At 68.5% G+C, this 25303-nt stretch carries 22 protein-coding genes; all 22 read right to left on the bottom strand.

The features are described from left to right. Positions 1 to 6: 6 nt before the first annotated feature. Positions 7 to 801 (bottom strand): cell division protein FtsQ/DivIB, encoded by a 795-nt coding sequence (locus AC1Q9M_RS13415; protein WP_382321732.1) that lies wholly within the window; start codon positions 799 to 801, stop codon positions 7 to 9. A gap of 16 nt (positions 802 to 817) precedes the next feature. Then, entirely contained in the window at positions 818 to 1783 is a 966-nt protein-coding gene (locus tag AC1Q9M_RS13410; RefSeq protein ID WP_444687332.1) for a D-alanine--D-alanine ligase, read from the bottom strand. Next, the gene (gene murC, locus AC1Q9M_RS13405) at positions 1780 to 3189 is read right to left on the bottom strand and encodes a UDP-N-acetylmuramate--L-alanine ligase (RefSeq protein WP_444687333.1); all 1410 of its coding nucleotides are present in this window, start codon (positions 3187 to 3189) and stop codon (positions 1780 to 1782) included. Before murC ends, AC1Q9M_RS13410 begins: the two co-directional genes overlap by 4 nt. Next, positions 3186 to 4262: an undecaprenyldiphospho-muramoylpentapeptide beta-N-acetylglucosaminyltransferase gene (gene murG / locus AC1Q9M_RS13400; protein ID WP_444687334.1), complete on the bottom strand. Its 1077-nt coding sequence runs from the start codon at positions 4260 to 4262 to the stop codon at positions 3186 to 3188. The genes murC and murG overlap by 4 nt, the downstream gene beginning before the upstream one ends. Continuing rightward, the gene (ftsW, locus tag AC1Q9M_RS13395) at positions 4259 to 5524 is read right to left on the bottom strand and encodes a putative lipid II flippase FtsW (protein WP_382325722.1); all 1266 of its coding nucleotides are present in this window, start codon (positions 5522 to 5524) and stop codon (positions 4259 to 4261) included. The genes murG and ftsW overlap by 4 nt, the downstream gene beginning before the upstream one ends. Positions 5525 to 5589: 65 nt before the next feature. Next, positions 5590 to 7389 carry a UDP-N-acetylmuramoyl-L-alanine--D-glutamate ligase gene (gene murD, locus AC1Q9M_RS13390; RefSeq protein ID WP_492434231.1) on the bottom strand — a complete coding sequence of 600 codons (1800 nt, stop codon included), beginning with the start codon at positions 7387 to 7389 and terminating at the stop codon, positions 5590 to 5592. Further along, a complete protein-coding gene (mraY, locus tag AC1Q9M_RS13385) occupies positions 7386 to 8564 on the bottom strand; it encodes a phospho-N-acetylmuramoyl-pentapeptide-transferase (protein WP_382154568.1) in 1179 nt (392 codons plus the stop codon). Before mraY ends, murD begins: the two co-directional genes overlap by 4 nt. After that, positions 8554 to 9972, bottom strand: coding sequence for a UDP-N-acetylmuramoyl-tripeptide--D-alanyl-D-alanine ligase (locus AC1Q9M_RS13380; RefSeq protein WP_382321743.1), 1419 nt, complete (start codon positions 9970 to 9972; stop codon positions 8554 to 8556). Before AC1Q9M_RS13380 ends, mraY begins: the two co-directional genes overlap by 11 nt. Then, complete coding sequence (locus AC1Q9M_RS13375; RefSeq protein WP_492434228.1) at positions 9969 to 11513, bottom strand: UDP-N-acetylmuramoyl-L-alanyl-D-glutamate--2,6-diaminopimelate ligase; 1545 nt, start codon at positions 11511 to 11513, stop codon at positions 9969 to 9971. Before AC1Q9M_RS13375 ends, AC1Q9M_RS13380 begins: the two co-directional genes overlap by 4 nt. Beyond that, positions 11513 to 13246 (bottom strand): peptidoglycan D,D-transpeptidase FtsI family protein, encoded by a 1734-nt coding sequence (locus tag AC1Q9M_RS13370; protein ID WP_382154559.1) that lies wholly within the window; start codon positions 13244 to 13246, stop codon positions 11513 to 11515. The genes AC1Q9M_RS13375 and AC1Q9M_RS13370 overlap by 1 nt, the downstream gene beginning before the upstream one ends. A 2-nt stretch (positions 13247 to 13248) precedes the next feature. After that, positions 13249 to 13554, bottom strand: coding sequence for a cell division protein FtsL (gene ftsL / locus AC1Q9M_RS13365; RefSeq protein WP_291118087.1), 306 nt, complete (start codon positions 13552 to 13554; stop codon positions 13249 to 13251). After that, positions 13551 to 14477, bottom strand: a complete 927-nt coding sequence (gene rsmH, locus AC1Q9M_RS13360; protein WP_382154556.1) for a 16S rRNA (cytosine(1402)-N(4))-methyltransferase RsmH — start codon at positions 14475 to 14477, stop codon at positions 13551 to 13553. The genes ftsL and rsmH overlap by 4 nt, the downstream gene beginning before the upstream one ends. 5 nt (positions 14478 to 14482) lie before the next feature. Beyond that, a complete protein-coding gene (mraZ, locus tag AC1Q9M_RS13355; protein ID WP_291118081.1) occupies positions 14483 to 14899 on the bottom strand; it encodes a division/cell wall cluster transcriptional repressor MraZ in 417 nt (138 codons plus the stop codon). 326 nt (positions 14900 to 15225) lie between these two features. Next, a complete protein-coding gene (hslU, locus tag AC1Q9M_RS13350; protein WP_444687337.1) occupies positions 15226 to 16560 on the bottom strand; it encodes an ATP-dependent protease ATPase subunit HslU in 1335 nt (444 codons plus the stop codon). After that, on the bottom strand, positions 16560 to 17105 hold the full coding sequence (hslV, locus tag AC1Q9M_RS13345) for an ATP-dependent protease subunit HslV (RefSeq protein ID WP_291118076.1): 546 nt from the start codon (positions 17103 to 17105) through the stop codon (positions 16560 to 16562). The genes hslU and hslV overlap by 1 nt, the downstream gene beginning before the upstream one ends. A gap of 93 nt (positions 17106 to 17198) precedes the next feature. Next, positions 17199 to 19085: an STAS domain-containing protein gene (locus AC1Q9M_RS13340; RefSeq protein ID WP_444687338.1), complete on the bottom strand. Its 1887-nt coding sequence runs from the start codon at positions 19083 to 19085 to the stop codon at positions 17199 to 17201. A 56-nt stretch (positions 19086 to 19141) separates the two neighbouring features. After that, positions 19142 to 20302, bottom strand: coding sequence for an RNA polymerase-binding protein DksA (gene dksA / locus AC1Q9M_RS13335; RefSeq protein WP_444687339.1), 1161 nt, complete (start codon positions 20300 to 20302; stop codon positions 19142 to 19144). A gap of 314 nt (positions 20303 to 20616) precedes the next feature. Further along, entirely contained in the window at positions 20617 to 21708 is a 1092-nt protein-coding gene (locus tag AC1Q9M_RS13330; protein ID WP_492434224.1) for a CobW family GTP-binding protein, read from the bottom strand. Positions 21709 to 22066: 358 nt separating this feature from the next. Further along, on the bottom strand, positions 22067 to 22513 hold the full coding sequence (locus AC1Q9M_RS13325) for a DsrE family protein (RefSeq protein WP_492434222.1): 447 nt from the start codon (positions 22511 to 22513) through the stop codon (positions 22067 to 22069). 94 nt (positions 22514 to 22607) lie between these two features. Further along, positions 22608 to 23636: a tyrosine recombinase XerC gene (locus tag AC1Q9M_RS13320; RefSeq protein ID WP_492434220.1), complete on the bottom strand. Its 1029-nt coding sequence runs from the start codon at positions 23634 to 23636 to the stop codon at positions 22608 to 22610. A gap of 11 nt (positions 23637 to 23647) precedes the next feature. After that, on the bottom strand, positions 23648 to 24334 hold the full coding sequence (locus AC1Q9M_RS13315; RefSeq protein WP_492434218.1) for a DUF484 family protein: 687 nt from the start codon (positions 24332 to 24334) through the stop codon (positions 23648 to 23650). A 24-nt stretch (positions 24335 to 24358) separates the two neighbouring features. Further along, entirely contained in the window at positions 24359 to 25234 is an 876-nt protein-coding gene (gene dapF, locus AC1Q9M_RS13310; RefSeq protein WP_492434216.1) for a diaminopimelate epimerase, read from the bottom strand. Positions 25235 to 25303: the final 69 nt, after the last annotated feature.

Genomic DNA, 25303 nt, shown 5'->3' with positions numbered 1-25303 from the left:
TCTTGATTACCTTCGGTTTTGAGATCCGCCAGCCGGCGTGTCGGTCACGGTGGTCACGCCGCGCAGGCGCAGCGCGTAGCCATTGGGGTAGCGCAGGTCCACGGACTGAACCGCGCCCGCGTAACGTTCGGTGAGCTGCGCCAGCGTGCCGGTGAAGCGGCGCGTGCGCGCCAGCAGTTCGTCGGGCGTGCCGCGGCCCAGCTCCACCTGGGCGCCGCTGTCGAGCTTGGCGCGCCAGGTGCCGCGCTCGGTGAGTTCGAGCCGCTCCAGGCCCAGGTCGAGGCGGCCGAGTTCGGTTTGCAGCAGCTGGTAGAGCGACCACACCTGGGCCGACTTCTCGACCGGGCCGGCCAGTTCGGGCAGGCCATCGCTGTCGTCGGGGCTGGCATCGAACACCTCGCCCAGGCGATTGACCAATTGGCCCGAACCCGACTCGCCCCACCAGGCCACGGCCTGGTGCTCTTCCAGCGTCACGCGCAGGCGGTTGGGGAACTCGCGCTGCACCACGGCCTTGCGCACCCAGGGCACGGACTCGAACAGCTGGCGCACCTGCTGCAGGTCCACGGTGAGGAAGCTGCCGTTCAGGCGCGTCTTCATCTGCGACGAGAGTTGGGCGCGGAAGGTCACGGCGTTCTGGTGCGCCACGTCGCCATGCACGGCGATGGCCTTGACCGACCAGATCGGGTGGCGCACCAGCCAGGTGGTGAACAGGCCCAGGCTCAGCACGGCGAACACCGCGACCAGGACGTGCGTGACCACGGTCATGAGCTTGACGTCCAAGGGCAGTTCGGTGCTGGGCATGGTGGTGTTCCGGGGCTCAGGCCGCGTGGTCCAGCGAGGCGGTGGCCAGCAGCGCCACGCACAGGTCTTCGTACGACAGGCCGGCCGCCTTGGCCGACATCGGCACCAGCGAGTGGCCGGTCATGCCGGGCGAGGTGTTGATCTCGAGCAGCCAGGGCTTGCGGGTCTTGGCGTCGATCATCACGTCGGCGCGCGACCAGCCACGGCAGTCCAGCGTGAGGTAGGCCTTGAGCACCAGCGCCTGGATGGCGGCCTCTTCACCTTCGGGCAGGCCGCAGGGCACGAGGTACTTGGTGTCGTCGGTGAAGTACTTGTTCTGGTAGTCGTAGTTGCCTTCGGGCGCGACGATGCGGATCACCGGCAGGGCTCTTGCGTCGGCGCCCGTGCCCAGCACCGGGCAGGTGACCTCGTCGCCCGCGATGAACTGCTCGCACATCACCAGCGGGTCCAGCCTGGCAGCGAGTTCGTAGGCGGCGGCGCATTGCGCCTCGCTGGTCACCTTGGTCAGGCCGATGGTGGAGCCTTCGCGCACGGGCTTGACGATCATGGGCGAGCCCAGCGCCTTGAACGCGGCCAGGGTCTCGTCGGCGCTGTGCACCTGGCGCCAGGCCGGCGTGGCCAGGCCTTCGGCGATCCAGATGCGCTTGGTCATGAGCTTGTCCATGGCCACGCTGGAGGCCATCACGCCGGGGCCGGTGTAGGGAATGCCCATCAGCTCCAGGGCACCCTGCACCGTGCCGTCTTCACCGAAGCGGCCGTGCAGCGCGATGAAGCAGCGCTGGAAACCTTCGCGCTTGAGTTCGCCCATCTCGCGCTCGGCCGGATCGAAGGCGTGCGCGTCGACGCCCTTCGATTGCAGCGCGGCCAGCACGCCCTTGCCCGACATGAGCGAGACCTCGCGCTCGGCCGAGCGCCCGCCCATCAGCACGGCCACCTTGCCAAGCGACCTGGCATCCACCGTCATTGCCTTCTCCTGTTTCATGCGGTTGCTCCCTGCGCCAGCTCGATCACGCGACCGGCGACCGCGCCCACCGTGCCCGCGCCCATGCAGAGCACCACATCGCCGTCGCGCGCGTTGTCGAGCACGGCCTGCGGCATGGCGGCGATGTCGTCCACGAACACGGGTTCGAGCTTGCCGGCCACGCGCAACGCGCGCGCCAGCGAGCGGCCATCGGCCGCGACGATGGGGGCTTCGCCGGCCGCGTACACCTCGGCCAGCAGCACGGCATCGGCCTGGCCGATGACTTTCACGAAGTCTTCGAAGCAGTCGCGCGTGCGGGTGTAGCGGTGCGGCTGGAAGGCCAGCACCAGCCGGCGGCCCGGGTAGGCACCGCGCGCGGCCGACAGCGTGGCGGCCATCTCCACCGGGTGGTGGCCGTAGTCGTCCACCACGGTGCAGCTGCCGCCCGAAGGCAGCGCGGCTTCGCCGTAGCGCTGGAAGCGCCGACCCACGCCCTTGAACTCGGCCAGCGCCTGCTGCACGGCCTCGTCGGGCACGTTCAGCTCCACCGCGATGCCGATGGCGGCCAGGGCGTTGAGCACGTTGTGGTTGCCGGGCAGGTTGAGCACCACGTCCAGGTCGGGCAGCTCCACGCCGTTGCGGCGCTGCACGGTGAAGTGCATCTGCGTGTTCACCGCGCGCACGTTGATCGCGCGCACCTGCGCGTCTTCCGCGAAGCCGTAGCTGGTGATGGGCCGCGCGATCTGGGGCAGGATCTCGCGGATCGCCGCGTCGTCCACGCACACCACGGCCGCGCCGTAGAACGGCATCTTGTGCAGGAAGTCCACGAAGGCGGACTTGAGCTTGCCGAAGTCGTGGCCGTAGGTGTCCATGTGGTCGGCGTCGATGTTGGTGACGACCGAGAGCACCGGCAGCAGGTTGAGGAAGGAGGCGTCGGACTCGTCGGCCTCGACCACGATGTACTCGCCCGACCCCAGCTGGGCGTTCGCGCCGGCGCTGTTGAGGCGGCCCCCGATCACGAAGGTCGGGTCCAGCTGGGCGGCGGCCAGCACGCTGGCCACCAGGCTGGTGGTGGTGGTCTTGCCGTGCGTGCCGGCGATGGCCACGCCCTTCTTCATGCGCATCAGCTCGGCCAGCATCACCGCGCGCGGCACCACCGGCACGAGTTTCGCGTGCGCGGCCACCACCTCGGGGTTGTCTTCCTTCACCGCGGTCGAGGTGACGATGGCGTCGGCGCCCTCGATGTTCGCGGCGTCGTGGCCCACGAACACCTGGGCGCCCAGCGCCACCAGCCGGCGCGTGACGGTGCTCTCGCCCAGGTCGCTGCCGGAGATGCGGTAGCCCTGGTTGAGCAACACCTCGGCGATGCCGCTCATGCCGGCACCGCCGATGCCGACGAAGTGGATGTGACGGATGGCGTGCTTCATGGATTCGGGACTTTCGCGAGTTGCTCGCAGGCGGACACCACGGCCGCCACGGCTTCGGTCTTTTGCATCTGTTTGGCCTGGGTGGCCATGGCCAGCAGTTGCTCGCGCTGCACGGTCTGCAGGGTTTGCGCGAGCCGCTGGGGGGTGAGTTCGGTCTGGGGCACCAGCCAGGCGGCGCCGGCATCCACCAGGAAGCGGGCGTTGGTGGTCTGGTGGTCGTCCACCGCCGAGGGGAACGGCACGAACAGCGCGGCCGCGCCGACGGCGGCGATCTCGGTCACGGTGCTGGCGCCGCTGCGGCAGACGATGAGATCGGCGTCGGCGAAGGCCTGCGCGGTGTCGTCGATGAAGGGCGTGAGCTCGGCGTGGATGCCGGCGGCGATGTAGTTGGCGCGCAGCGCGTCGATCTGCTTCTCGCCGCTCTGGTGCGTGACCTGCGGCTGCTGCACCTTGGGCAGCAGCGCCAGCGCCTGCGGCACCACGTCGTTGAGCGCCTTCGCGCCCAGGCTGCCGCCCACCACCAGCAGGCGCAGCGGGCCACTGCGGCCGGCGAAGCGCTCGGCCGGCGCGGCCTGGCGCAGGAAAGGCGTGCGCAGGGGGTTGCCCACCCACTCGGCCTTCTTGAACACGTTCGGGAAGGCGGTGAACACGCGGTCGGCCACACCGGCCAGCACCCGGTTGGCCATGCCGGCCACCGAGTTCTGCTCGTGCAGCACCAGCGGCTTGCCGGCGAGCACGCCCATCATGCCGCCGGGGAAGCTGATGTAGCCGCCCAGGCCCACGACCACGTCGGGCTTGACGCGGCGCACCACCTGCAGCGACTGCCAGAAGGCGCGCAGCAGGCGCAGCGGCAGCAGCGCGACCGTGACCAGCCCCTTGCCGCGCACGCCACCGAAGTCGATGGTCTCCAGCGCGAAGCCGCGCGGCGGCACGAGCCGGCTTTCCATGCTGCCGGGCGCGCCCAGCCAGTGCACGCGCCAGCCGCGCTCGCGCAAGGCTTCGGCCACGGCCAGGCCGGGGAAGATGTGGCCGCCGGTGCCACCGGCCATGATGAGGGCGCAGGGAGCCGTCACGAGCGCCCTCCCTTCATCATCTGGCGGTTCTCGTAGTCCACGCGAAGCACGAGCGCGATGGCCACCAGGTTCAGCAGAATGGCCGAACCGCCGTAACTCATCAGCGGCAGCGTCAGGCCCTTGGTGGGCAGCGCGCCCAGGTTCACGCCGATGTTGATGAAGGCCTGGAAGCCCATCCACAGGCCCACGCCCTGTGCCACCAGGCCGGCGAAGACCTGGTCGAGCGCGATGGCCTGACGGCCGATGTGCATGATGCGGCGCGTGAGCCAGAGGAACAGCGCGATCAGCACCACGACGCCGAGCAGGCCGAACTCCTCGCCGATCACGGCGAGCAGGAAGTCGGTGTGCGCCTCGGGCAGCCAGTGCAGCTTCTCCACGCTGCCGCCCAGGCCGACGCCGAAGATCTCGCCCCGGCCGAAGGCGATCAGCGAGTGCGAGAGCTGGTAGCCCTTGCCCAGGGCGTGCTCCACGCTCCAGGGGTCGAGGTAGGCGAAGACGCGCTGGCGGCGGAACTCGCTGGTCATGACCATGAGCGCGAACGCGCCCACCACCACCAGCGCCATCAGGAAGAACATGCGCGCGTTCACGCCACCCAGGAACAGGATGCCCATGGCGATCACCACGATCACCATGAAGGCGCCCATGTCGGGCTCGGCCAGCAGCAGCATGCCGACCACACCCACGGCCACCGCCATCGGGGCCACGGCGTGGAAGAAGCGTTCCTTGACCTCCATCTTGCGCACCATGTAGCTGGCGGCGTAGAGCAACACGGCCAGCTTGGCCAGTTCGGAAGGCTGAAAGTTCATGATGCCCAGCGAGATCCAGCGGCGCGCGCCGTTCACGCCCCGGCCGATGAAGGGCAGCAGCACCAGCGCGAGCAGCACCAGCGCCAGCGCGAACAGCCAGGGCGCCATCTTTTCCCACGAGCGCAGCGGGAACTGGAAGGCCACCATGGCCGCGATCACGCCGATCACCATGGAGATGCCGTGCCGCAGCACGAAGTGGGTGTGGGCGTAGTTCTGGAAGCGCGGGTTGTCGGGCAGCGCGATGGAGGCGGAATACACCATCACCAGGCCCCAGGCGAGCAGCGCCACCACCACCCACAGCAGAGGCTGGTCGAAACCGAGTTCGCGCACCGCCACGTTGCGCGTGCCGGCATAGGTGCGGTTGGACAGTCGCACCGGCAGGTTGTCGCGCGAGGAGCCTCCGGCGAGCGCGCCCGCGAGGTCGCGTCCCGGGAAGCGTGGCAGCAGGCCGGCCAGGCCGGCGCGCAGGCGCTCGCCCCAGGGGGCGCGGTTGGCCTGGGCGGCGGCGGCGGTTTTCTTCTTCACAGTCCCCCCTCCAGGCTCAGGCCCTGCTCGGCGGCCAGGGCGTGCACCGCTTCCACGAACACGCGGGCGCGGTGCATGTAGTTGTCGAACATGTCCAGGCTGGCGCAGGCCGGCGACATCAGCACCGCATCGCCCGCGCGCGCCTGCTGCGCGCAGAGCGCAACGGCGTCGGGCAGCGTGGCGGCGTCGAGCTGGGGCACCCCGGCCTCCTGCAGCGCGTTGCCCACGGCCTCGCGGATGCGGCCGGCGTCGCGGCCGATGTAGACCACGGCGCGCGCGAAGCGGGCCAGCGGCTCGGCCAGCGGCAGGAAGTCCTGCCCCTTGCCATCGCCACCCAGGATGACGACCAGCCGGCGGTCCACGCCCAGACCGCGCACGGCCGCCAGCGTGGCACCCACATTGGTGCCCTTGCTGTCGTCGAAGTACTCGACCTCGTCGAGGATGGCCACGGGTTCCACGCGGTGCGGCTCGCCGCGGTACTCGCGCAGGCCGTGCAGCATGGGACCGAGCGCGGCGCCGGTGGACGTGGCCAGCGCGAGCGCGGCCAGGGCGTTGGCCGCGTTGTGGCGGCCACGGATGCGCAGCGCGTCCACGGGCATGAGGCGCTGGAAATAGATCTCTTCGTCTTCTTCGGCACCACGGCCGCGCTTGCGCGTTTCGTCCAGCGCCAGGGCGCGCACCAGCCAGGCCATGCCATTGACCGATTCGATGCCCCAGTCGCCCGCGCGGGTGGGCGCGTCCAGGCCGAAGCTGGCCCAGGGGCGCGCGCTCTGCTGGCGGTTGCGGTTGCCCACTTTCACGGTCACCAGGCCGGGCTGCATGCCCATGACCAGCGGGTCGTCGCGGTTGAGCAGCATCAGGGCCTGCGCGCCGAACACCGCCTTCTTGGCCAGGGCGTAAGCGGCCATGTTGCCGTGCCAGTCCAAGTGGTCTTCGGTGAGGTTGAGCACGGTGGCCGCGGTGGGCACGCCGTCCCAGTCGCCGCCGGCGGTGCCGTCGAGCTGGAAGCTGGAGAGTTCCAGCACCCAGGCCTGGGGCAGGTGCGCCGGCTGCGGGGGCTCCACGGGCGGCGGCACGAGCTGGGTCGGGCCTTCGCCTTCTGCCTCGGCATCCGCCGGGACCACGGCTTCATCGGCCTCGTCGATCTCTGCGTCGGCGTCTTCCTCGGGCGCCGCCTCGGCTTCGACGGCCACGGGGGCCTCGGTGGCCACCTGGGCCTGCGCTTCGGCCTGCGCCTGCGCTTCTTCGGCCGCCGCGCGTTCGTCGTCGGCCGCCTGCGCCACGGCTTCGGTGTCCAGCGCGGCGGACAGCACGTCGAGCAGGGCCGGGCCGATGTTGCCGGCCACGGCCACGTTCAGGCCGGCGCGCTGCAGCAGCAGGCCGGTGAGCGAGGTGACGGTGGTCTTGCCATTGGTGCCCGTGATGCCCAGCACCTTGGGCTTGTACGGCAGGCGCGCGCGCTGCGAGAGTTCGCGCAGGGCGCGGGCGAACAGGTCGAGCTCACCGACCACGGCCACGCCGCGCTCCGTTGCCCAGCCGAACACGCCCTGCAGCATCTCGGGCGCCAGGCCCGGGCTGCGCGCGATCAGGTTCCACTCGGCGCGCGCCAGCAGCGTGTCGTCGAATGGTCCGGCCACGAAATTCGCGTCCGGGCACTCGGCGCGCAGCACCGCCAGCTGGGGCGGCGTCTCGCGCGTGTCGGCCACGGTCACGCGCGCACCCTGGCGGACGCACCAGCGCGCCATGGCCAGGCCGGAGGCGCCCAGACCGAGGATGAGAACGGACTGCTGATTCATCGCAGCTTGAGCGTGGACAGCCCCACGAGGCACAACAGCATGGTGATGATCCAGAAGCGCACGACGACCTGCGTCTCCTTCCAGCCCTTTTTCTCGAAGTGGTGGTGCAGCGGCGCCATCTGGAACAGGCGCCGGCCCGTGCCGTAGCGCCGCTTGGTGTACTTGAACCAGCTCACCTGCAGCATCACCGACAGCGCCTCGACCACGAAGATGCCGCCCATGATGGCGAGCACGATTTCCTGGCGCACGATGACGGCGATGGTGCCCAGCGCGCCGCCCAGCGCGAGCGCGCCCACGTCGCCCATGAACACCTGCGCCGGGTGGGTGTTGAACCACAGGAAAGCCAGGCCCGCGCCGGCCATGGCGGCGCAGAAGATCAGCAACTCACCCGCGCCGGGGATGTGCGGCAGCAGCAGGTAGCGCGCGAACACCGTGTTGCCGGTGACGTAGGCGAACACGCCCAGCGCCGAGCCGACCATGACCACCGGCATGATGGCCAGGCCGTCGAGGCCGTCGGTGAGGTTGACGGCGTTGCTCGAACCGACGATGACCAGGTAGGTCATGATCACGAAACCGAACACGCCCAGCGGGTAGCTGATTTCCTTGAAGAAGGGCACCAGCAGGCCGGCCTGCGGCGGCAGGTCCACGCTGAAACCCGAACGCACCCAGGCGACGAAGAGTTCGAGCACGCGCAGGTTGCTGGACTCGGACACGCTGAACACCAGGTAGAACGCGGCCACCAGGCCGATCACCGACTGCCAGAAGTACTTTTCGCGCGAGCGCATGCCTTCCGGGTCCTTGTTGACCACCTTGCGCCAGTCGTCCACCCAGCCGATGGCACCGAAACCCAGGGTCACCAGCAGCACGATCCACACGAAGCGGTTGGTGAGGTCGAACCACAGCAGCGTGGACAGCGCGATCGAGAACAGGATGAGCACACCGCCCATGGTGGGCGTGCCGCCCTTGCTCAGGTGGGTCTGCATGGCGTACTCGCGGATCGGCTGGCCGATCTTGAGCGCGGCCAGGCGCCGGATGAAGTACGGGCCCGCGACCAGGCCGACCAGCAGCGCGGTCATGGCCGCCATCACGGCGCGGAAGGTGAGGTACTGGAACACCCGCAGGGATCCGAATTCGGGCGACAGGCCTTGCAGCCAGAGGGCCAGGCTAGGCAGCATGGGCGTTGTCCTTCTTGTCTCTTGTTTGAGCGGGGTCCAGCGCCAGCAGCGCCTGCACCACGCGTTCCATGCGCATGAAGCGCGAGCCCTTGACGAGCACGCTGCGGTACACCGGCCGGTCGTCGGTCACGGCGGCGCAGACGGCGCCAGCCAGGGCTGGCACTTCGACCCAATGAATGATTTTGGGCAGGGGCGCGCTGGCCTGGCGCATCCAGTCGCCCGCGACGTGCACGGCCTCGATGCCGCGCGCCAGGGCGTGGCGCAGCACCTCGTCGTGGAACGCCAGGCCCTGTTCGCCGACCTCGCCCATGTCGCCCAGCACCAGCAGGCGCGGCGCGGGCAGCTCGGCCAGCACGTCGATGGCGGCGCGCACCGAGTCGGGGTTGGCGTTGTAGGTGTCGTCGATCAGGGTGACGTGGCGGTCGTTCACGCGCAGCGCGAGGGCGCGCGAGCGCCCGCCCACCGGTTCGAATGCGTCCAGGCCGCGCACCACGGCGTCCAGCGGCACACCGGCGGCCAGGGCGCAGGCGGTGGCCGCCAGGGCGTTGCGCACGTTGTGGCGGCCGGCGATGCGCAGGCGCACCGAGGCTTCGCCCAGCGGAGAGACGAAGCTCAGCGCCCACGCGCCTTCGGCCCACTCGGTCTTGAGCGCCTTCACATCGGCGGCCTCGTCGCGGTCGCTGAAGGTGATGATCCGCCGCGCTCCGGCGAACTCGCGCCACAGCGGGGTGTAGGTGTCGTCGGAGGGGAACACGGCCACCCCATCGGCGCCCAGCGCCTGGATGACCTGCCCGTTCTCGCGCGCCACGGCTTCCACCGTGGCCATGAATTCCAGGTGCTCGCGCTGCGCGTTGTTGACCAGCGCCACCGTGGGCAGCGCCAGCGCGGCGAGTTCTGCGATCTCGCCCGGGTGGTTCATGCCCAGCTCCACCACCGAGAGGCGGTGCGCGGCGGTGATGCGCAGCAGGGTGAGCGGCACGCCGATGTCGTTGTTGAAGTTGCCCTGCGTGGCGTGCGCGGCCTCGCCCGCGGCGGCGCGCAGGATGGACGCGATCATCTGCGTGACCGTGGTCTTGCCGTTGCTGCCGGTCACGGCGATCAGCGGCAGGTCGAACTGACCGCGCCAGCGGCGCGCCAACTCGCCGAGCGCTCGCCGGGTGTCGGGCACTTCCACGCCGGGCAGGCCGGCCTCGGCCAGGCCCTGGTGGGCGATGGCGGCCAGCGCGCCCTGCCCTCGCGCCTGCGGCAGGAAGTCGTGCGCGTCGAAGCGCTCGCCCTTCAGCGCCACGAAGAGGTCGCCCGGCTGCAGGCTGCGGGTGTCGGTGTGCACGCGGGTGAACGGCAGATCGGGCTGGCCGACCACGCGGGCGCCGTCGAGCTGCGGCAGGAGCTGGCCCAGGGTCTTCATGCGTGGGCCCCCTGTCCGTGGCGCTGCGCGAGCGCGGCGCGCGCCTGCTGCAGATCGGAAAACGGTTTCTTCACGCCCATCACGTCCTGGTAGTCCTCGTGGCCCTTGCCGGCGATCAGCACCACGTCGCGCGCCTCGGCTCGCGCCACCGCCAGGGCGATGGCCTGGGCGCGGTCGGGTTCGACCAGTGCGGCATCCGACGAGGAGAGGCCGGCCACCATCTGGCGCAGGATGGCCATCGGGTCTTCGCTGCGCGGGTTGTCGCTGGTGAGCACCGGGCGCTGCGCCTCGCGCTCGGCGGCCGCGGCCATCAGCGGGCGCTTGCCGGCATCGCGGTCGCCGCCGCAACCCACCACCACCCAGAGCGCGCCGCCGCGCTGGCGCGCCAGCGGTTGCAGGGCCTGCAGGGCTTTTTCGAGTGCGTCGGGCGTGTGCGCGTAGTCCACCAGCACCAGCGGCTGACCAGGCTGGCCGACCGCGGCCTGCTCCATGCGGCCGGGCACGGGCGTGAGCGCGGCGCAGGCCTGCACGGCGTCGGCCAGGGGCACGCCGAGGGCGCGCGCGCTGGCCAGCACGCACAGCAGGTTGGACACGTTGTAGCGGCCCACCAGCGGCAGGCTCAGCGCGTGCTGGGCCAGGGTGCGGCCGCGCGCGTCGCGCTCGCCGATCTGCAGGGCCATGCCGCTGTCGGTGAAGGCCAGGTCCTGCGCGAACAGGCGCGCGCGCCCGTGGTGGCCGGCTTCGATGGCCACGGTCCAGAGGTCCAGCCCCCGGCGGGCGAGCGTGGCGGCCAGGTCCGCGCCGCGGGCGTCGTCGATGTTGACCACCGCGCTGGCCAGGTCCGGCCAGTCGAACAGCCCGGCCTTGGCGGTCCAGTAGGCCTCCATGCTGCCGTGGAAGTCGAGGTGGTCCTGCGTGAAATTGGTGAACACGGCCACGCGCAGTTGCGTGGCGTTGAGCCGGCCTTCGACAATGCCGATGGACGACGCCTCGATGGCGCAGGCCTTCAGGCCGGTGTCGACGAAGCGGCGCAGTTCGGCCTGCAGCATGACGGGGTCGGGCGTGGTCAGGCCGGTGGCGACCAGCGGTCGTTCCGCCTGGCCGGGCTGGGGCGGGCGCCCCATGCCCAGCGTGCCGATCACCGCGCAGGGTTTGGCGCAGAAGGACAGCAGCTGCGCCGTCCACCAGGCGGTGGAGGTCTTGCCGTTGGTGCCGGTGATGGCCACCATGTCGAGGGCGGCGCTCGGCGTGCCGTGGAACGCGCTGGCGATCGCGCCGGCCGAGGCCTTAAGGCCTGGCACCGCCAGCACGCGTTCGTCGTCGAAGCCATAGCTTGGTGCGCCCTCGTGCTCCACCAGCGCCGCGACGGCGCCCGCCTGGAGCGCGCCCGCCACGAAGCGGCGCCCGTCGGTGGCCGCACCCGGCCAGGCCACGAAGCCATCGCCCGCGCCCACGCGGCGGCTGTCGCAGTGCAGGGCACGCACGCCGCGCTCGCGCAGCCAGTCGGCCACGGCCTGGGGGTCCTGGATGGTGCGCAGCATCAGAACGACTCCTCCACCACGTGGGTGACGATCTGCGGCTTTACGTTCATGTCGGGCTGCACGCCGAGGATGCGCAAGGTCTGCTGCACGGTCTCGCTGAACACCGGCGCGGCCACCAGGCCGCCGAAGTACTGCCCGTTGCTGGGCTCGTCGATCATCACCGCGACCACGATGCGCGGCGCTTCCACCGGCGCCAGGCCCACGAACCAGCTGCGGTACTTCTTCTCGGCGTAGCCCTTGCCTTCCTGCTTGTGCGCGGTGCCGCTCTTGCCGCCCACCGAGTAGCCCATGGTCTGGGCGCGCGAGCCGGTGCCACCCGGGCCGGCCGCCAGGCCGAGCATCTGGCGCACGGCGATCGAGTTCTTGGCGCTGAACACGCGCACGCCGGCGGTCTGGGTGTCGGACTTCTGCAGGGTCAGGGGAATCAGCTCGCCGTCGCGCGCGAAGATGGTGTAGGCCTGCGCGAGCTGGAACAGCGAGGCCGACAGGCCGTAGCCGTAGCTCATGGTGGCCTGCTCGATCGGGCGCCACGTTTTGTAGGGACGCAGGCGGCCCGTGACCGCACCGGGGAACGGGACCTGCGGCTTCTGGCCGAAGCCGGCCTGCGCGTAGGTTTCCCACATCTCGCGTGGGCTCATTTGCATGGCCATCTTGACCGTGCCCACGTTGCTGGACTTCTGGATCACCTGGGACACGGTGAGCACGTCGTTCGGGTGCGAATCGCTGATCGTCGAGCCGCCGATGGTGATGCGGCCGGGCGCGGTGTGGATGGGGGTGTTGGGCGTGACCAGGCCCTTTTCCAGCGCCAGCGCGGCGATGAAGGGCTTCATGGTCGAACCGGGTTCGAAACTGTCGGTGAGCACGCGGTTGCGCAGCTGCTCGCCCGTCAGGTTCTGGCGCCGGTTGGGGTTGTAGCTGGGGTAGTTGGCCAGGGCCAGCACCTCGCCCGAGACCGTGTCGAGCACGATCACGCTGCCGGCGTGCGCCTTGTGCGCCAGCACCGCGTCCTTGAGCTTCTGGTACGCGAAGTACTGCACCTTGCTGTCGATGGACAGCTGCAGGTCGGGGCCATCCACCGGCGGCACCACGTCGCGCACGTCCTCGACCACACGGCCGAGCCGGTCCTTGATCACGCGGCGCGAGCCGCTCTTGCCGGCCAGCTGCTGGTTGAACGCGAGTTCCACGCCCTCCTGGCCGATGTCTTCCACGTTGGTGAAACCCACCACGTGTGCGGCGGCCTCGCCCTCGGGGTACTGGCGCTTGTACTCGCGGCGCTGGTAGATGCCCTTGATGCCGAGCGCCGCGATCTCCTTGGCCACCGGATCATCCACCTGGCGCTTGATCCAGACAAAGGTCTTGTCGTCATCGGCCAGGCGCTTGCGCAGGTCGGCCAGCGGCATCTCGAGCAGCTTGGCGAGCTGGCGCAGCTTGGGCTCGGCGCGGTCCACGTCTTCGGGAATCGCCCAGATGCTTTGCGCGACCACGCTGGACGCGAGGATCAGGCCGTTGCGGTCGAGCACGCGGCCGCGGTTGGCCGGCAGTTCCAGCGTGCGCGCGAAACGCACTTCGCCCTGGCGTTGGAAGAAGTCGTTGCCGAACACCTGCACGTAGGCGGCGCGGCCGGCCAGGCCCGCGAAAGCCACGGCCAGCGCGGCCACGATGAACTTGCTGCGCCACACCGGGGTGCGGCTGGCCAGCAGGGGGCTCGCGGAGTAGTTGATGCTGCGACCCATGGTCAGCGCTCCGGCGTGGGGTTCGTTGCCGCCGGCTGCGACGGCTCGAACACGGTGACGTACTGCGTGATGCCCGGCGTCACCGGGCGCATCTGCAGCTGGCGCGCGGCCAGCAGCTGCACCCGCGCCGGCGTGGCCTGGGCGCGTTTCTGCACCTGCAGTTGCTCGTGCTCGGACTCCAGCTTGCGCGCCTGGGCCTGCGAGCGGTCCAGCGCGGTGTAAAGCCGGCGCGATTCGTACTGGGTGTGCACAAGGTAGAAGGCGCTCGCGATCACGGCCGCCAGCAGCACGAGGTTCAGGCGGATCATGCCGGCGCCTCCGTGCGCTCGGCCACGCGCATGACGGCGCTGCGCGAGCGCGGATTGGCCTTGACTTCCTCGTCGGAAGGCATCACGCGCTTGAGGCCGCACAGGGCCATGGGCGCGGGTTCGGCGAAAGGCACGCGGCGGTCCACCACGGCGCGCGAATGGCGCGCCATGAACTGCTTGACCATGCGGTCTTCGAGCGAATGGAAGCTGATCACCACCAGTTTTCCTCCGGGACGCAACACGTGCAGGCTGGCCTCTAGCGCTTGTTGCAACTCTTCAAGCTCGGCGTTGATGAAAATCCGAAAAGCCTGAAATGTGCGCGTTGCAGGGTCCTTGCCCGGCTCGCGGGTTTTGACCGCGCCAGCCACGACTTCGGCCAGCTCGCTGGTGGTTCGAAAAGGGCCCCGTTCCTGTCGGCGACGATCAATCGCCTTTGCAATCGATTGAGCAAACCGTTCTTCGCCATAGTCACGAATGACCTCCGACAGGGTTGAGACCTCGGCCGTCTCCAGCCACTGAGCCACGCTCTGGCCGCGCGTGGTGTCCATGCGCATGTCCAGAGGTCCGTCGTGGCGAAAAGAAAAACCCCGTTCGGGGTCGTCGATCTGCGGGGAGCTCACGCCCAGGTCCATCAGCAGGCCGTCGGCGCTCGCATCGCCCAGTTCGCCCAGGTGGCTGAACCCCTCGTGCCGGATGGAAAAACGGCCATCGCTGGCCGCCAGTTCCTTTGCCGCCTGGACCGCCTGAGGATCTTTGTCGAAGACGGTCAGCCGCCCCTTGCGGGACAACTGCTCGAGGATCAGCCGGGAGTGGCCGCCGCGCCCGAAAGTGGCGTCGACGTAGTGCCCGTCCGGGTTGATGCCGAGGGCTTGCACAGCCTCGTTCAACAGGACGGTTTGATGGTTCCATGCGCCTTGCACCATGGCCCTTAGAAAGAGAAGTCCTTGAAGACATCGGGCATCTCGGCCTTCATGGCTTCGGCTTCCTGCGCCGCGTAGACCTGCGCGTCCCACAGCTCGAAGTAGGCGCCCATGCCCAGCAGGACCACGTCCTTGCTGATGCCGGCGCCCGCGCGCAGTTCAGGCGAGACCAGCACGCGACCGGAGGTGTCCATGTCCACGTCCATCGCATTGCCCAGAAAGATGCGCTTCCACCACTGCGCCTGCATGGGCAAGGAGGCGATGCGGTCACGGAACTGCTCCCAGGCGCTGCGGGGGAATACCATGAGGCAGCCGTGGGGGTGCTTGGTGATGGTGAGTGCCGCGCCCAGGGCGTCCCGGTGCCGGGTCGGCATGGACAGCCGGCCCTTCACATCGAGACTGAGAGAAGACGCACCCTGGAACACCGCTTTTAGCCCTTGGAAGACACTTTTCACCACTTAATTGCACTTTTTTCCACTTTATCAGGAAATACCCTGCGCGCAACGGGCCAGCTACACATTTTTTCAATGAAATCAACCACTTAGGAAGCATTTAGAAGCTTTATCGCGGTCAAAAACACATTAAAAGCAAGCACTTACAACAAGCACTGCATGTGAAGCTTCAAAACCCTGTTACACGCAGGGCTGTATGAATGATCAGGTGAGAGGAAAAAGGCTGGCGCGACGCCCGCGACACGGGGTGCGGACGGGCCGAAAGGGCACTCGGCGCGAAGCCGAGGCCCTGAGAGACTTCAGAGGATGTAGCGCGAAAGGTCTTCGTTGCGGCTGAGTTCGCCCAGGCGGGCGTCCACATAGGCCGCGTCGATGGTGATGGTCTGGCCTTGCAGGCGCGTGGCGTCGAAGCTCACCTCGTCCAGCAAATGCTCCATCACGGTGGAGAGACGGCGCGCACCGATGTTCTCGGTGCGCTCGTTCACGTCGTAGGCGATCTGCGCGAGGCGGCGGATGCCGTCGGGTGCAAAGGCCAGCGTCACGCCTTCGGTGGCCAGCAGCTCCTGGTACTGCTTCACCAGCGAGGCATGGGTCTGCGTGAGGATGGCCTCGAAGTCCTCCACCGACAGCGACTGCAGCTCGACGCGGATCGGAAAACGGCCCTGCAGTTCGGGGATCAGGTCGCTCGGCCGCGCGAGGTGGAACGCACCGCTGGCGATGAAGAGGATGTGATCGGTCTTGACCACACCGTATTTGGTGGACACCGTGGTGCCCTCCACCAGCGGCAGCAGGTCGCGCTGCACGCCCTGGCGCGACACCTCGGCCCCGCCCGCGTCACTGCGTGAAGTTACCTTGTCGATCTCGTCGATGAACACGATGCCGTTCTGCTCGGCGTTGTGCAGCGCGCGGGTCTTGATCTCTTCCTCGTTGACCAGCTTGCCCGCCTCTTCGTCGATCAGCAGCTTCATGGCCTCGGCGATCTTGAGCTTGCGCGTCTGGCGCTTGCCGGCTCCCATCTGGCTGAACATGCCGCGCAGTTGCTCGGCCATCTCTTCCATGCCGGCCGGGCCCATGATCTCCATCGACGGCCGCGCCTCGGCCAGGTCGATCTCGATGTCGCGCTCGTCGAGCTGGCCTTCGCGCAGCTTCTTGCGGAAGTTCTGGCGTGCGGTGCCCTCCGGCGTGGCCACGGCGGACGGCTCGCCCGCCACGCCGCGCGGCGGCGGAATGAGCACATCCAGAATGCGGTCCTCGGCGGCGTCTTCGGCGCGGGTGCGCTGCTTGCGCATCTCGACCTCTCGCGTCTGCTTGATCGCGATGTCGGCCAAGTCGCGGATGATGCTGTCCACGTCCTTGCCCACATAGCCCACCTCGGTGAACTTGGTGGCCTCGACCTTGATGAAGGGCGCATCGGCCAGTCGGGCCAGGCGGCGCGCGATCTCGGTCTTGCCCACACCGGTGGGTCCGATCATCAGGATGTTCTTGGGCGTGATCTCGGGTCGCAGCTTTTCATCGACCTGCTGGCGGCGCCAGCGGTTGCGCAAGGCGATGGCCACGGCGCGCTTGGCGCCCTTCTGGCCGATGATGAAACGGTCGAGTTCGGAAACGATCTCTTGCGGCGTCATGGAGGACATCAGAGCACCTCCACCGTGTGATTCATGTTCGTGTAGATGCACAGCTCGCCCGCGATCGCGAGCGACTTGCGCACCACTTCTTCCGCGCTGAGGTCGGTGTGGTCGATCAGGGCCTTGGCCGCGGCCTGCGCGTACGCGCCACCGGAACCGATGGCCACGATGCCGTGCTCGGGTTCGAGCACGTCGCCGTTGCCGGTGATGATCAGCGAAGCGCTGTGATCGGCCACCGCGAGCATGGCCTCCAGGCGGCGCAGCACGCGGTCGGTGCGCCAGTCGCGCGTGAGTTCGATGGCCGCGCGCACCAGGTGGCCCTGGTGCTTTTCAAGCTTGGCCTCGAAGCGCTCGAACAGTGTGAAGGCGTCGGCGGTGGCGCCGGCAAAACCCGCGAGCACCTGGTCGCGGTAGAGCTTGCGCACCTTGCGGGCCGTTCCCTTGACGACGATGTGGCCCAGCGTGACCTGGCCGTCACCGCCGATGGCGACCTGCACGCCCTGGGGTGTCTCGCGCCGCACGCAGACGATGGTGGTTCCGTGAAATGATTCCATGGCGCTTCAGTTGAGGACGGTCTGTGCGATTGCAACGGCGGCGCGCGCGCGTTTGTGCAACAGAAATGCAAGGAGGGCCGGCAGCGGCCTCGGTCAGTCGATGCGGACGACCACCTTGGCGTATTCGGTGATGCCGATCACGTGGAAGAACGCCGACACCAGCCGGTGCGCGTCCACGAACTGCACCACCCGCCCTTCGGCATGGTGGTTCGACACCCAGTTGAGCAAGGTGCCCGCGGCCGAAAAGTCGACCCGGATCAGGTTGCGGCAGGAAATGATGAGCACGTCGGCGCCCTTGAGCTTGCGCTCCAGCGCTTCGAGCGTGACCTGCGGATCGCCTCGGATCTCGCCCGAGAGCTCGACCAGACCCAGTTGGCTGTAGTCACCCGCTTCGCTGTCAAGCACCGATTCGCTGTGCGGGAAGCCCGACGCCACCTGCTCCAGCACGGACTCGCCCAGCACCGATTGGCCGGCCTCGCCGGGCCTGTCCGCCGACTGCGACGAGTAGTAGCAGCGCGGCTTTTCCCAACCCGGTGGCGACACCTCGTAGGTCACGCAGAAATCGAGCGCGGTGAGTTCGAACTCGTCCGGCCGGTTCATGACGCGCAGCACCGCCATGCGCAACTCCCACCAGAGCTGTTCGACGTCGCGGCGGCCCGAGGGCGTCTGGCTCTTGAGCAAGTCCCGGAACGGCGACGACCCCTGGAAGCGCAACTCCACTTCCTGGTCGCCCCACAAGGTGAAGATGCCCAGCAGCGCGCGCGCCGCCTTGAGATCCATGCTTTCGAGCGGCGTCCAGTCGAGCACCCAGGGCTGTGCCGCGCGCAACAGCACGTTCTGCAGGGTGCCCACCGCGTGCGCGTCCAGTTCCGGCTCGCTCACCCACACCGCGCGGTTGTGGCCGGTGGAGGGCACATAGACCTTGCCGGTCATGCCGGCCACGGTCTCGGGCATGTCGTACCACTGGGGCGCGGAACGGCTGAAGCGGTTGACGAAATCCACCGCGCGGCTCTCGAAGGGGGCGAGCTGTCCCGTGGCGCGGTACAGGTCGAACAGGGCCAGCCAGTCTTCCTTTTCGTCGGCTTTGGCGCCCCCCTCACCCAAGACCTCCAGCAGGCCCTGCTCCGCCCCGGCGTCGTCGCCGTTGGCAAAACGGATCGCGGCCTCCTCCACTTCGGGGTCCTGCGCGATCTCCTGCACATCCAGGGCGTAGAAATGCGAGGCCGAGAACTCCTGGCCCGAACTGCGGTGCTCGTTCGTGGCCGTGGGCGCCACCAAGCCGGTGCGCGCAGGCGGCTGTGGAGGCGGCGGCGGGGCGGCGGACGCCACCTCGCGTTCCTGCGCCGGGCTCCAGCTCTTGCGCAGGGCAGCGGGTGCCGAGGCGGACGCCGGGATGTTCAGCGCCGGGATGTCCAGCGACTGCACCGTCGCAGGCGCGGAGGCGGTCGGATTGGGCAAGGGACCGGGTTCGGTCTCGTCGTACTGCGCCTTGCGCTGCCGGACGCTGGACTCGGGCACGCTGGGCGCCAGGGGCACCTGCTTGGATTTGGCGGAGGCAAGGTTGCCAGGGCCGTGGGTGCCGGTGTTCAGGCCGGAGCCGGTGCTGACCAGGGAATCGGGCCCCTTGGTCTTCCACCACTGCATCGACATCTGGGCCTCGATCTCATCGATCTTCTTCAGGGTCTCGGCCCGGTCGTCCGGCTTGGACGGCAGGCTGCTCTGGAAGAACGAAGGACGCATGCCGGGCCCTTCGGCCCCGGTGCCCTCGCGGCTGCGGATCTTGCGCAGCATGTCGAACTCGCGCTTGCGCACGAAGTCGTTGCGCCGCTTGCGCTCGATCATTTCCTTGAGCGCGGCCTTGCTGTACTCGCTCTCGCGATCGGCCGTCCGGGTGTCCAGGTCCGACCAGCTGGTGGTCGGATGGCGCACGAACTTCACCACCTTGGACAGGAAGCCGCCGCTGGAGTCGTCCTTGGACATGGAAAGTCGGTACCGGAAATGAAACGGAAACTGAAACGAACGGCGAGGGACTGGGCTCAGTCCCCGAACATCTTCTGCTTGAGCTCCCGGCGCTGCTGGGCTTCGAGCGAAAGGCTGGCGGTGGGCCGGGCCATCAGGCGACCGACACCGATGGGCTCGCCGGTTTCTTCGCAGTAACCGTAGTCGCCGGAGTCGATGCGCGCGATCGCCTGTTCGATCTTCTTCAGCAGTTTGCGTTCCCGGTCCCGGGTGCGCAATTCGAGCGCGTGTTCTTCTTCGATCGTCGCGCGGTCGGCCGGATCGGGCACGACCACAGTGTCTTCGCGCAGGTGCTCGGTGGTTTCGCCAGCGTTGGCCAGCATGTCGGCCTTGAGCTGGGACAGCTTGCGACGGAAGTAGGCCAGCTGCAGGTCGCTCATGTACTCACTGTCGGGCATGGCTTGCACGTCCAGGTCGGTGAGTTGCTCGACCGGCAGGGTCTTCCAGTTGTTGGCCCGCTTGGGGTCTTTCTGGATGGAGGATGGCACGGGAGGGGTCATGACGGCACGTTGATTCATATGGGAGAAAGTCGCTTTGACAGCGTCTGGGGCGTGGGTGGGGACCACGGCGGCCTGCGTCATCTGCTCCATCATGACCTTTTTGGCCGCCCGCTTGCCCAGAGGGCGAGGGGTGGGCTCCACCACGACCGGTGGGGGAGCCGCCGGGCGCTTGGCGCTGGAAGGTTTGGAAGCAGGGGCTGCGGCAGGCGCGGCCTTGGGAACCGAAGGGGTCACGGAGGATACAGCCGCTTTGGCAGCGGACTGGGTCGTTGCTTTGGGGGCGGCCTTGGCCGCCGGTTTGACCGCAGGGGTGGCCGCCTTCACCGGCGCGCGCGCGGCGGTTTTGGCGGGCGTGGCCTTGGGGGCGGGTGACTTCTTGGCCACCACCGCCTTGCCCTTGGCGACCGCCTTGACCGCTGCCTTCACCACCGGCTTGGCCGGGGTCTTGGCTTTGGCGGCAGGCTTCGCGTCGGTCTTGGCGGGGGTTTTCAGAGGGGTCTTGGCAACGGTTTTGACCGCGGCCTTGGCCACGGGTTTGGAGGGTTTGGCTGCGGGCTTGGCGGCGGTTTTCTGGGTTTTGGCCACCGTTGTGGTCTTTTTCGCCGCCGACGCGCGTGCCTTGGCTCCCGACGCGGCGGGTTTGCCTGATTTCGCTGTCCTGGTTGCCGGGGCTTTCACAACGGGTCTCCTCTCAGTGACTGACGAAGCGGGATCTCGGGCGGTGCGCTGCGGCGGGCTGGGCCCGAGATGCATCACGGTGGGCCGCCGGATGCGACGTTATACCCTCATTGCCGAACGGCTCTCGGCATTGGTCGATCGGTGCCCGCAAAGGCGGCCGGCCGGCCAACTTGGGCCGCGATTGTAACGAGCCCCGCCTGTTCCTCCCGGAATCCCGCACCGGGGCCCGGGCCCGTCGTTGGAGAAGCGAGACAAACGGCACGTTCAGCTCCGATCGGAACGGGGGGCTAAGGGGTCACGGCCCATCGCCATCATCAGACCAGGCTCTGGTCCAGGCCCTGCACCAGGATGTCCTTGGGCAGGTCGATGCCGATGAAGACCATCTTGCTGGTGCGCGGCTCGCCTTCGGCCCACACGGGCCCGAGGTCGCTGCCCATGAGCTGGTGCACACCCTGGAAGATCACCTTGCGGTCGGTGCCCTGCATGTGCAGCACGCCCTTATAGCGCAGCATGCGCGGTCCATACACCTGCACGATCGCGCCCAGGAAGTCTTCGAGCTTTTCCGGGCTGAACGGGCGCGTGGCGCGGTAGACGAAGCTTTTCACATCGTCGTCGTGGTGGTGATGGTGGCCATGGCCACCGTGGTCGTGCTGGTGCGAGGGGTGGTTGCAGTGCTCATCGTGCTCGTGGTCATGGTGCTCGTGCGCATGGTCGTCGTGGCCATGGTCGTGCGCGTGATCGTGGTCATCGACCTTGAGGAAGTCGGGGTCGATGTCGAGCTTGGCGTTGAGGTTGAAGCCGCGCAGGTCGAACACTTCCTTGAGCGCCACGTCGCCGAAATGCACCGGGCGCATGGGGGCGCGCGGGTTCATGTGCTTGAGGCGGTGCGTGAGGGCGCCGAGGTCTTCCTCGCTCACGAGGTCGGACTTGCTGATGAAGATCTGGTCGGCAAAGCCCACCTGGCGGCGGGCTTCCTGGCGTTCGTTGAGTTGCTCGGCGGCGTGTTTGGCGTCGACCAGCGTGAGGATGGAGTCCAGCAGGTATTGCTCGGCTATCTCGTCGTCCATGAAGAAGGTCTGGGCCACGGGGCCCGGATCGGCCAGCCCGGTGGTCTCGATGACCACACGTTCGAAGTCGAGTTCGCCCTTGCGTTTCTTCTGTGCGAGGTCCTGCAGCGTGGCGCGCAGGTCGTCGCGGATGGTGCAGCAGATGCAGCCGTTGCTCATCTGGATGATGTTTTCGGTGGTGTCGGCCACCAGGATTTCGTTGTCGATGTTCTCTTCACCGAACTCGTTTTCGACCACGGCGATCTTCTGGCCGTGTGCCTCGCTGAGCACGCGCTTGAGCAGCGTGGTTTTCCCAGAGCCGAGGAAGCCGGTGAGGATGGTCGCGGGGATGAGTGACATGGCAGGCGCTGGCAGATGAGGGGGTGGCGAAATGGGCAACCGGGAAGTGTATGCCACCCTCGCGTTTTGTGCCTCTTTCGGGATATGCAAAAAACAGGCCTGATGGGGTTGCTTTCCTCGGTTTCGCTCCACCCGACCCACTACAAAATTTGGCGCGCCCTCGGTGGTGTGCCTGCGCTGCTTGCGGGACGGTGGCGATGCCCGAATGCGCAGGCCCCCATTCGCGGTTGCCACAGAGGCTGCGTGCCAACCTGGTGTTGACGAGGGGGTTGCGATGGACCCGGGCAGTCACCCGCGAGCAGGGCCGGAGCAGTCGGGCATCGCCACCGGCCCGACGCGAGGTCTCAGAAAGAAAAACTCAGGGCCGCAGATAAACAAAGCCTTCACGCGCCTGCAGGCGGGCGACTTCCGCCACGCCAGAAGGCACGATCTTGGCTTCCATGGCCACCTTGCCCGGATCGATGTTGCGCGACACCAAAGTGTTGTTGCAGACAAAGAAGCCGACCCCCTTGGCCGACAGGTCGCCGATCGCCCCGGAGAACGGCTGGCCGGCCGTGTTGTTGGCGCCGTCCAGCAGGAAATCGATGCCCGCGCCGTGCGTCACCACCACGATCTTGGCCGTGGGGTCCGCCGCCAGGTGGTTGCGGATGTTCTGAATCGCGCGCGTGGCCTGCGGAATGCCATCGCTCAGGTGGTAGACCACCTTGACGGCAGGCTGGGCCTGGGCTTGGGCATGCGCCTGCAAGGACGTGGCCAGCACGGCCCCCAGCATCAGGGTCTTGAGCACGGCGAGGAACTTGATCATGAAGGTCTCCGGAAGATTGAAATGGAACGGTCGCACAAGGCGGTGCAGCATCCTACAAGCAATGCCCCGGGCCAGGGCCACCAGGGGGCATGCTTCAGCGTGAGCGCGGGGTGCGCGGCACCGGCGCCACAGGCTGGCCGGTCAGTGGCTCGGGCGCCTGGCCGGCCCGGCTGCCCGCGCGCGGATGCGCCGCGTCGTACACCTGCGCGAGATGCTGGAAATCGAGCCGGGTGTACACCTGCGTGGTGCTGATGCTCGCGTGGCCCAACAGCTCCTGCACCGCCCGCAGGTCGCCGCTGGACTGCAGCACGTGGCTCGCGAACGAGTGCCGCAGCATGTGCGGGTGCACCGGCGTGGACAACCCGGCCAGCAGAGAGCGGCGCTTGAGCCGCACACGGATGTGCTGCGGCGTCAGCCGCTGGCCACGCGAACCGATGAACAGGGCGGGGTCTTCGCCGGCCCAGGCCGCGCGCTGCGCCAGCCACGCCGCGAGCGCCGCCAGCGCCTGGCGCCCCACCGGCACGCTGCGCCGCTTGGAGCCCTTGCCCAGCACGTGGGCCTCACCGTCCTGCGCATCGATCCAGCCGCGCGCGCTGCCACTGGCGGCCACGTCCAGCCCCACCAGCTCGCCGATGCGCAGGCCGCAGCCGTACAGCAACTCGGTGATGCAGGCGTCGCGCGCTTCCAGGGCCTGGTCGTCCGACGCCTCCTGGTGCGAAGCCAGCTGCACCGCATCGTCCACCCCCAAAGCCTTGGGCAGCGGCTTGCCGGCCTTGGGCGCGCGCACGTCCTGCACCGGGTTGTGATCCACGAGGCCCTGGCGGCCCAGCCACACATAAAAACCGCGCCAGCCCGAAAGGATCAGCGCGATGCCGCGCGCGCTGCGCCCGGCACCATGCATCTGCGCGATCCAGCGGCGGATGTGGGCGTTCTGAACGGCCTTGAGGGCCACACCGGCCTCGCGGGCATGGGCCGTCAGGCGCTCCAGATCGAGCGTGTACAGGATGACGGTGCGGTCCGCCAGCCGCTTTTCCACCCGGACGTGGTTCAGGTAGGCCTGCACCAGCGCGGCATCGTCGCCCGTCCCGGTCGGGTCAGCCAGGGAGCGCTCGGGCAGATTCATGGACGCCAGAATCAGTACGGGGGGCGCAGGCGCGACAGGGCCGCGCTGGTCAGCTCGCCGATGCGTTCAAGGAAGTCGGTGCCCATGTCGGGCGCGAAGCGCTGGGTGTCGGGCGAGGCCAGCACCAGCAGGCCAAAGGCTTGCGGCGCGATGCCCGCGCGCAGGGGAATCAGGGCCAGCGAGGCGGCCGAGGCCGAATCGGCCAGCCACTGCGCCGCCTCCAGCCCCGGGTTGGCTCCGCAGTACGGGCGCATGAGCGACGAGGCAAACGCCTTCACGTCGTCGCTGGCGCCCTGGGCGAAGGCTTCCTCGGCGTACGCGGGCTCCACGTCCCAGACCTTGATGGCCACCTGCGGCACCAGGAAATGGTCGGCGATGGCCTTCGTGGTGACCTCGGGCAGCTCGCGCGCGTCGCGGGTCAGCAGCAGTTCGCGCGTCCAGCGCTGCAGCTTGTCGGCAATCACGGTGTTCTCGTTGCCGTGTCGGATCATCTCCGCGCCCTTGAGCTCCAGGCCCCGGATCTTCTCGCGCAGCATCTCGGCCTGGCGCTCCTGCAGGCTCACCGCGCGCTGGCCGTGTGGGCTGGTCAGTTGCACCGCCGCCAGCAGGCTGGCGTGGCGCTCGAAGAAGTCGGGTGTGTTCGCCAGGTAGTTGGCGATGTCGTCTTCGGTGATGGGCGGGATGTGGTTGGCGTTCATGGCGTGTGCGGTTCGGTGGCGGGGTCAGGCGAGGTCGGGAATGTCGATCTCACCGTCGAAAACGGTGGTGGCGGGGCCGGTCATGAAAACCGGCTGGTCGTGGCTGGGGGTGTCCTGCCACTCGATGGTGAGCACGCCGCCCCGGGTGTGCACGTCCACCCGCTCGTCGAGCAGGCCCAGGCGGATGCCGGCCACCACGGCGGCGCAGGCGCCCGTGCCGCAAGCCAGGGTCTCGCCCGCGCCGCGCTCGTGCACGCGCAGGCGCACCTCGCTGCGGCTGACGACCTGCAGGAAACCGGCGTTGACACGGCGGGGAAAGCGTTCGTGCGTTTCGATCCAGGGGCCCCAGGACGGCACCGGGGCGGCCTGCACGTCGTCCACCAGCAGCACCGCGTGCGGGTTGCCCATGGAGAGCACGGCCACCGGCACATCGCCGGCATAGGGCAGCGCCAGCGGCCAGCGCTCGAAGCCGCCCATGGGCTCGGGCGTGAGGCCCTCGGCGTTGAAAGGCACGCGATCGAGCGCGAACACCGGGGGGCTCATGTCCACCGTCACGCGGCCATCGGTGTGCATCTTCAGTTCCAGCTCGGCGTTCATCACCTTCACGCGCAGCGGGTTCTTCGTGCTCAGGCCTTTGTCGTGCACGTAGCGCACGAAGCAGCGCGCGCCGTTGCCGCATTGCTCCACCTGGCCGCCATCGGCGTTGTGGATCACGTACTCGAAGTCCAGCCCGCGCCCGGGCGAAGCGCGCACGCTGAGGATCTGGTCGGCACCGACACCAAAGTGGCGGTCGGCCAGAAAGCGGTACTGCGCGGCGCTCAGGCCCAGGCGGCCTCGCGTCTCGTCAAGCACGACGAAATCGTTGCCGACGCCCTGCATCTTGGTGAATCGGATGTGCATGGCCATCGATTATCCGCCCTGCGCCGCGCGGGCGTCAGCGCGCGGCGGCGCCTTGCCGCAAAATGCCCG

Source organism: Hydrogenophaga sp. GW823-FHT04C09 (assembly GCF_058796355.1).
This window is presented reverse-complemented; position numbering and strand designations above follow the sequence as displayed.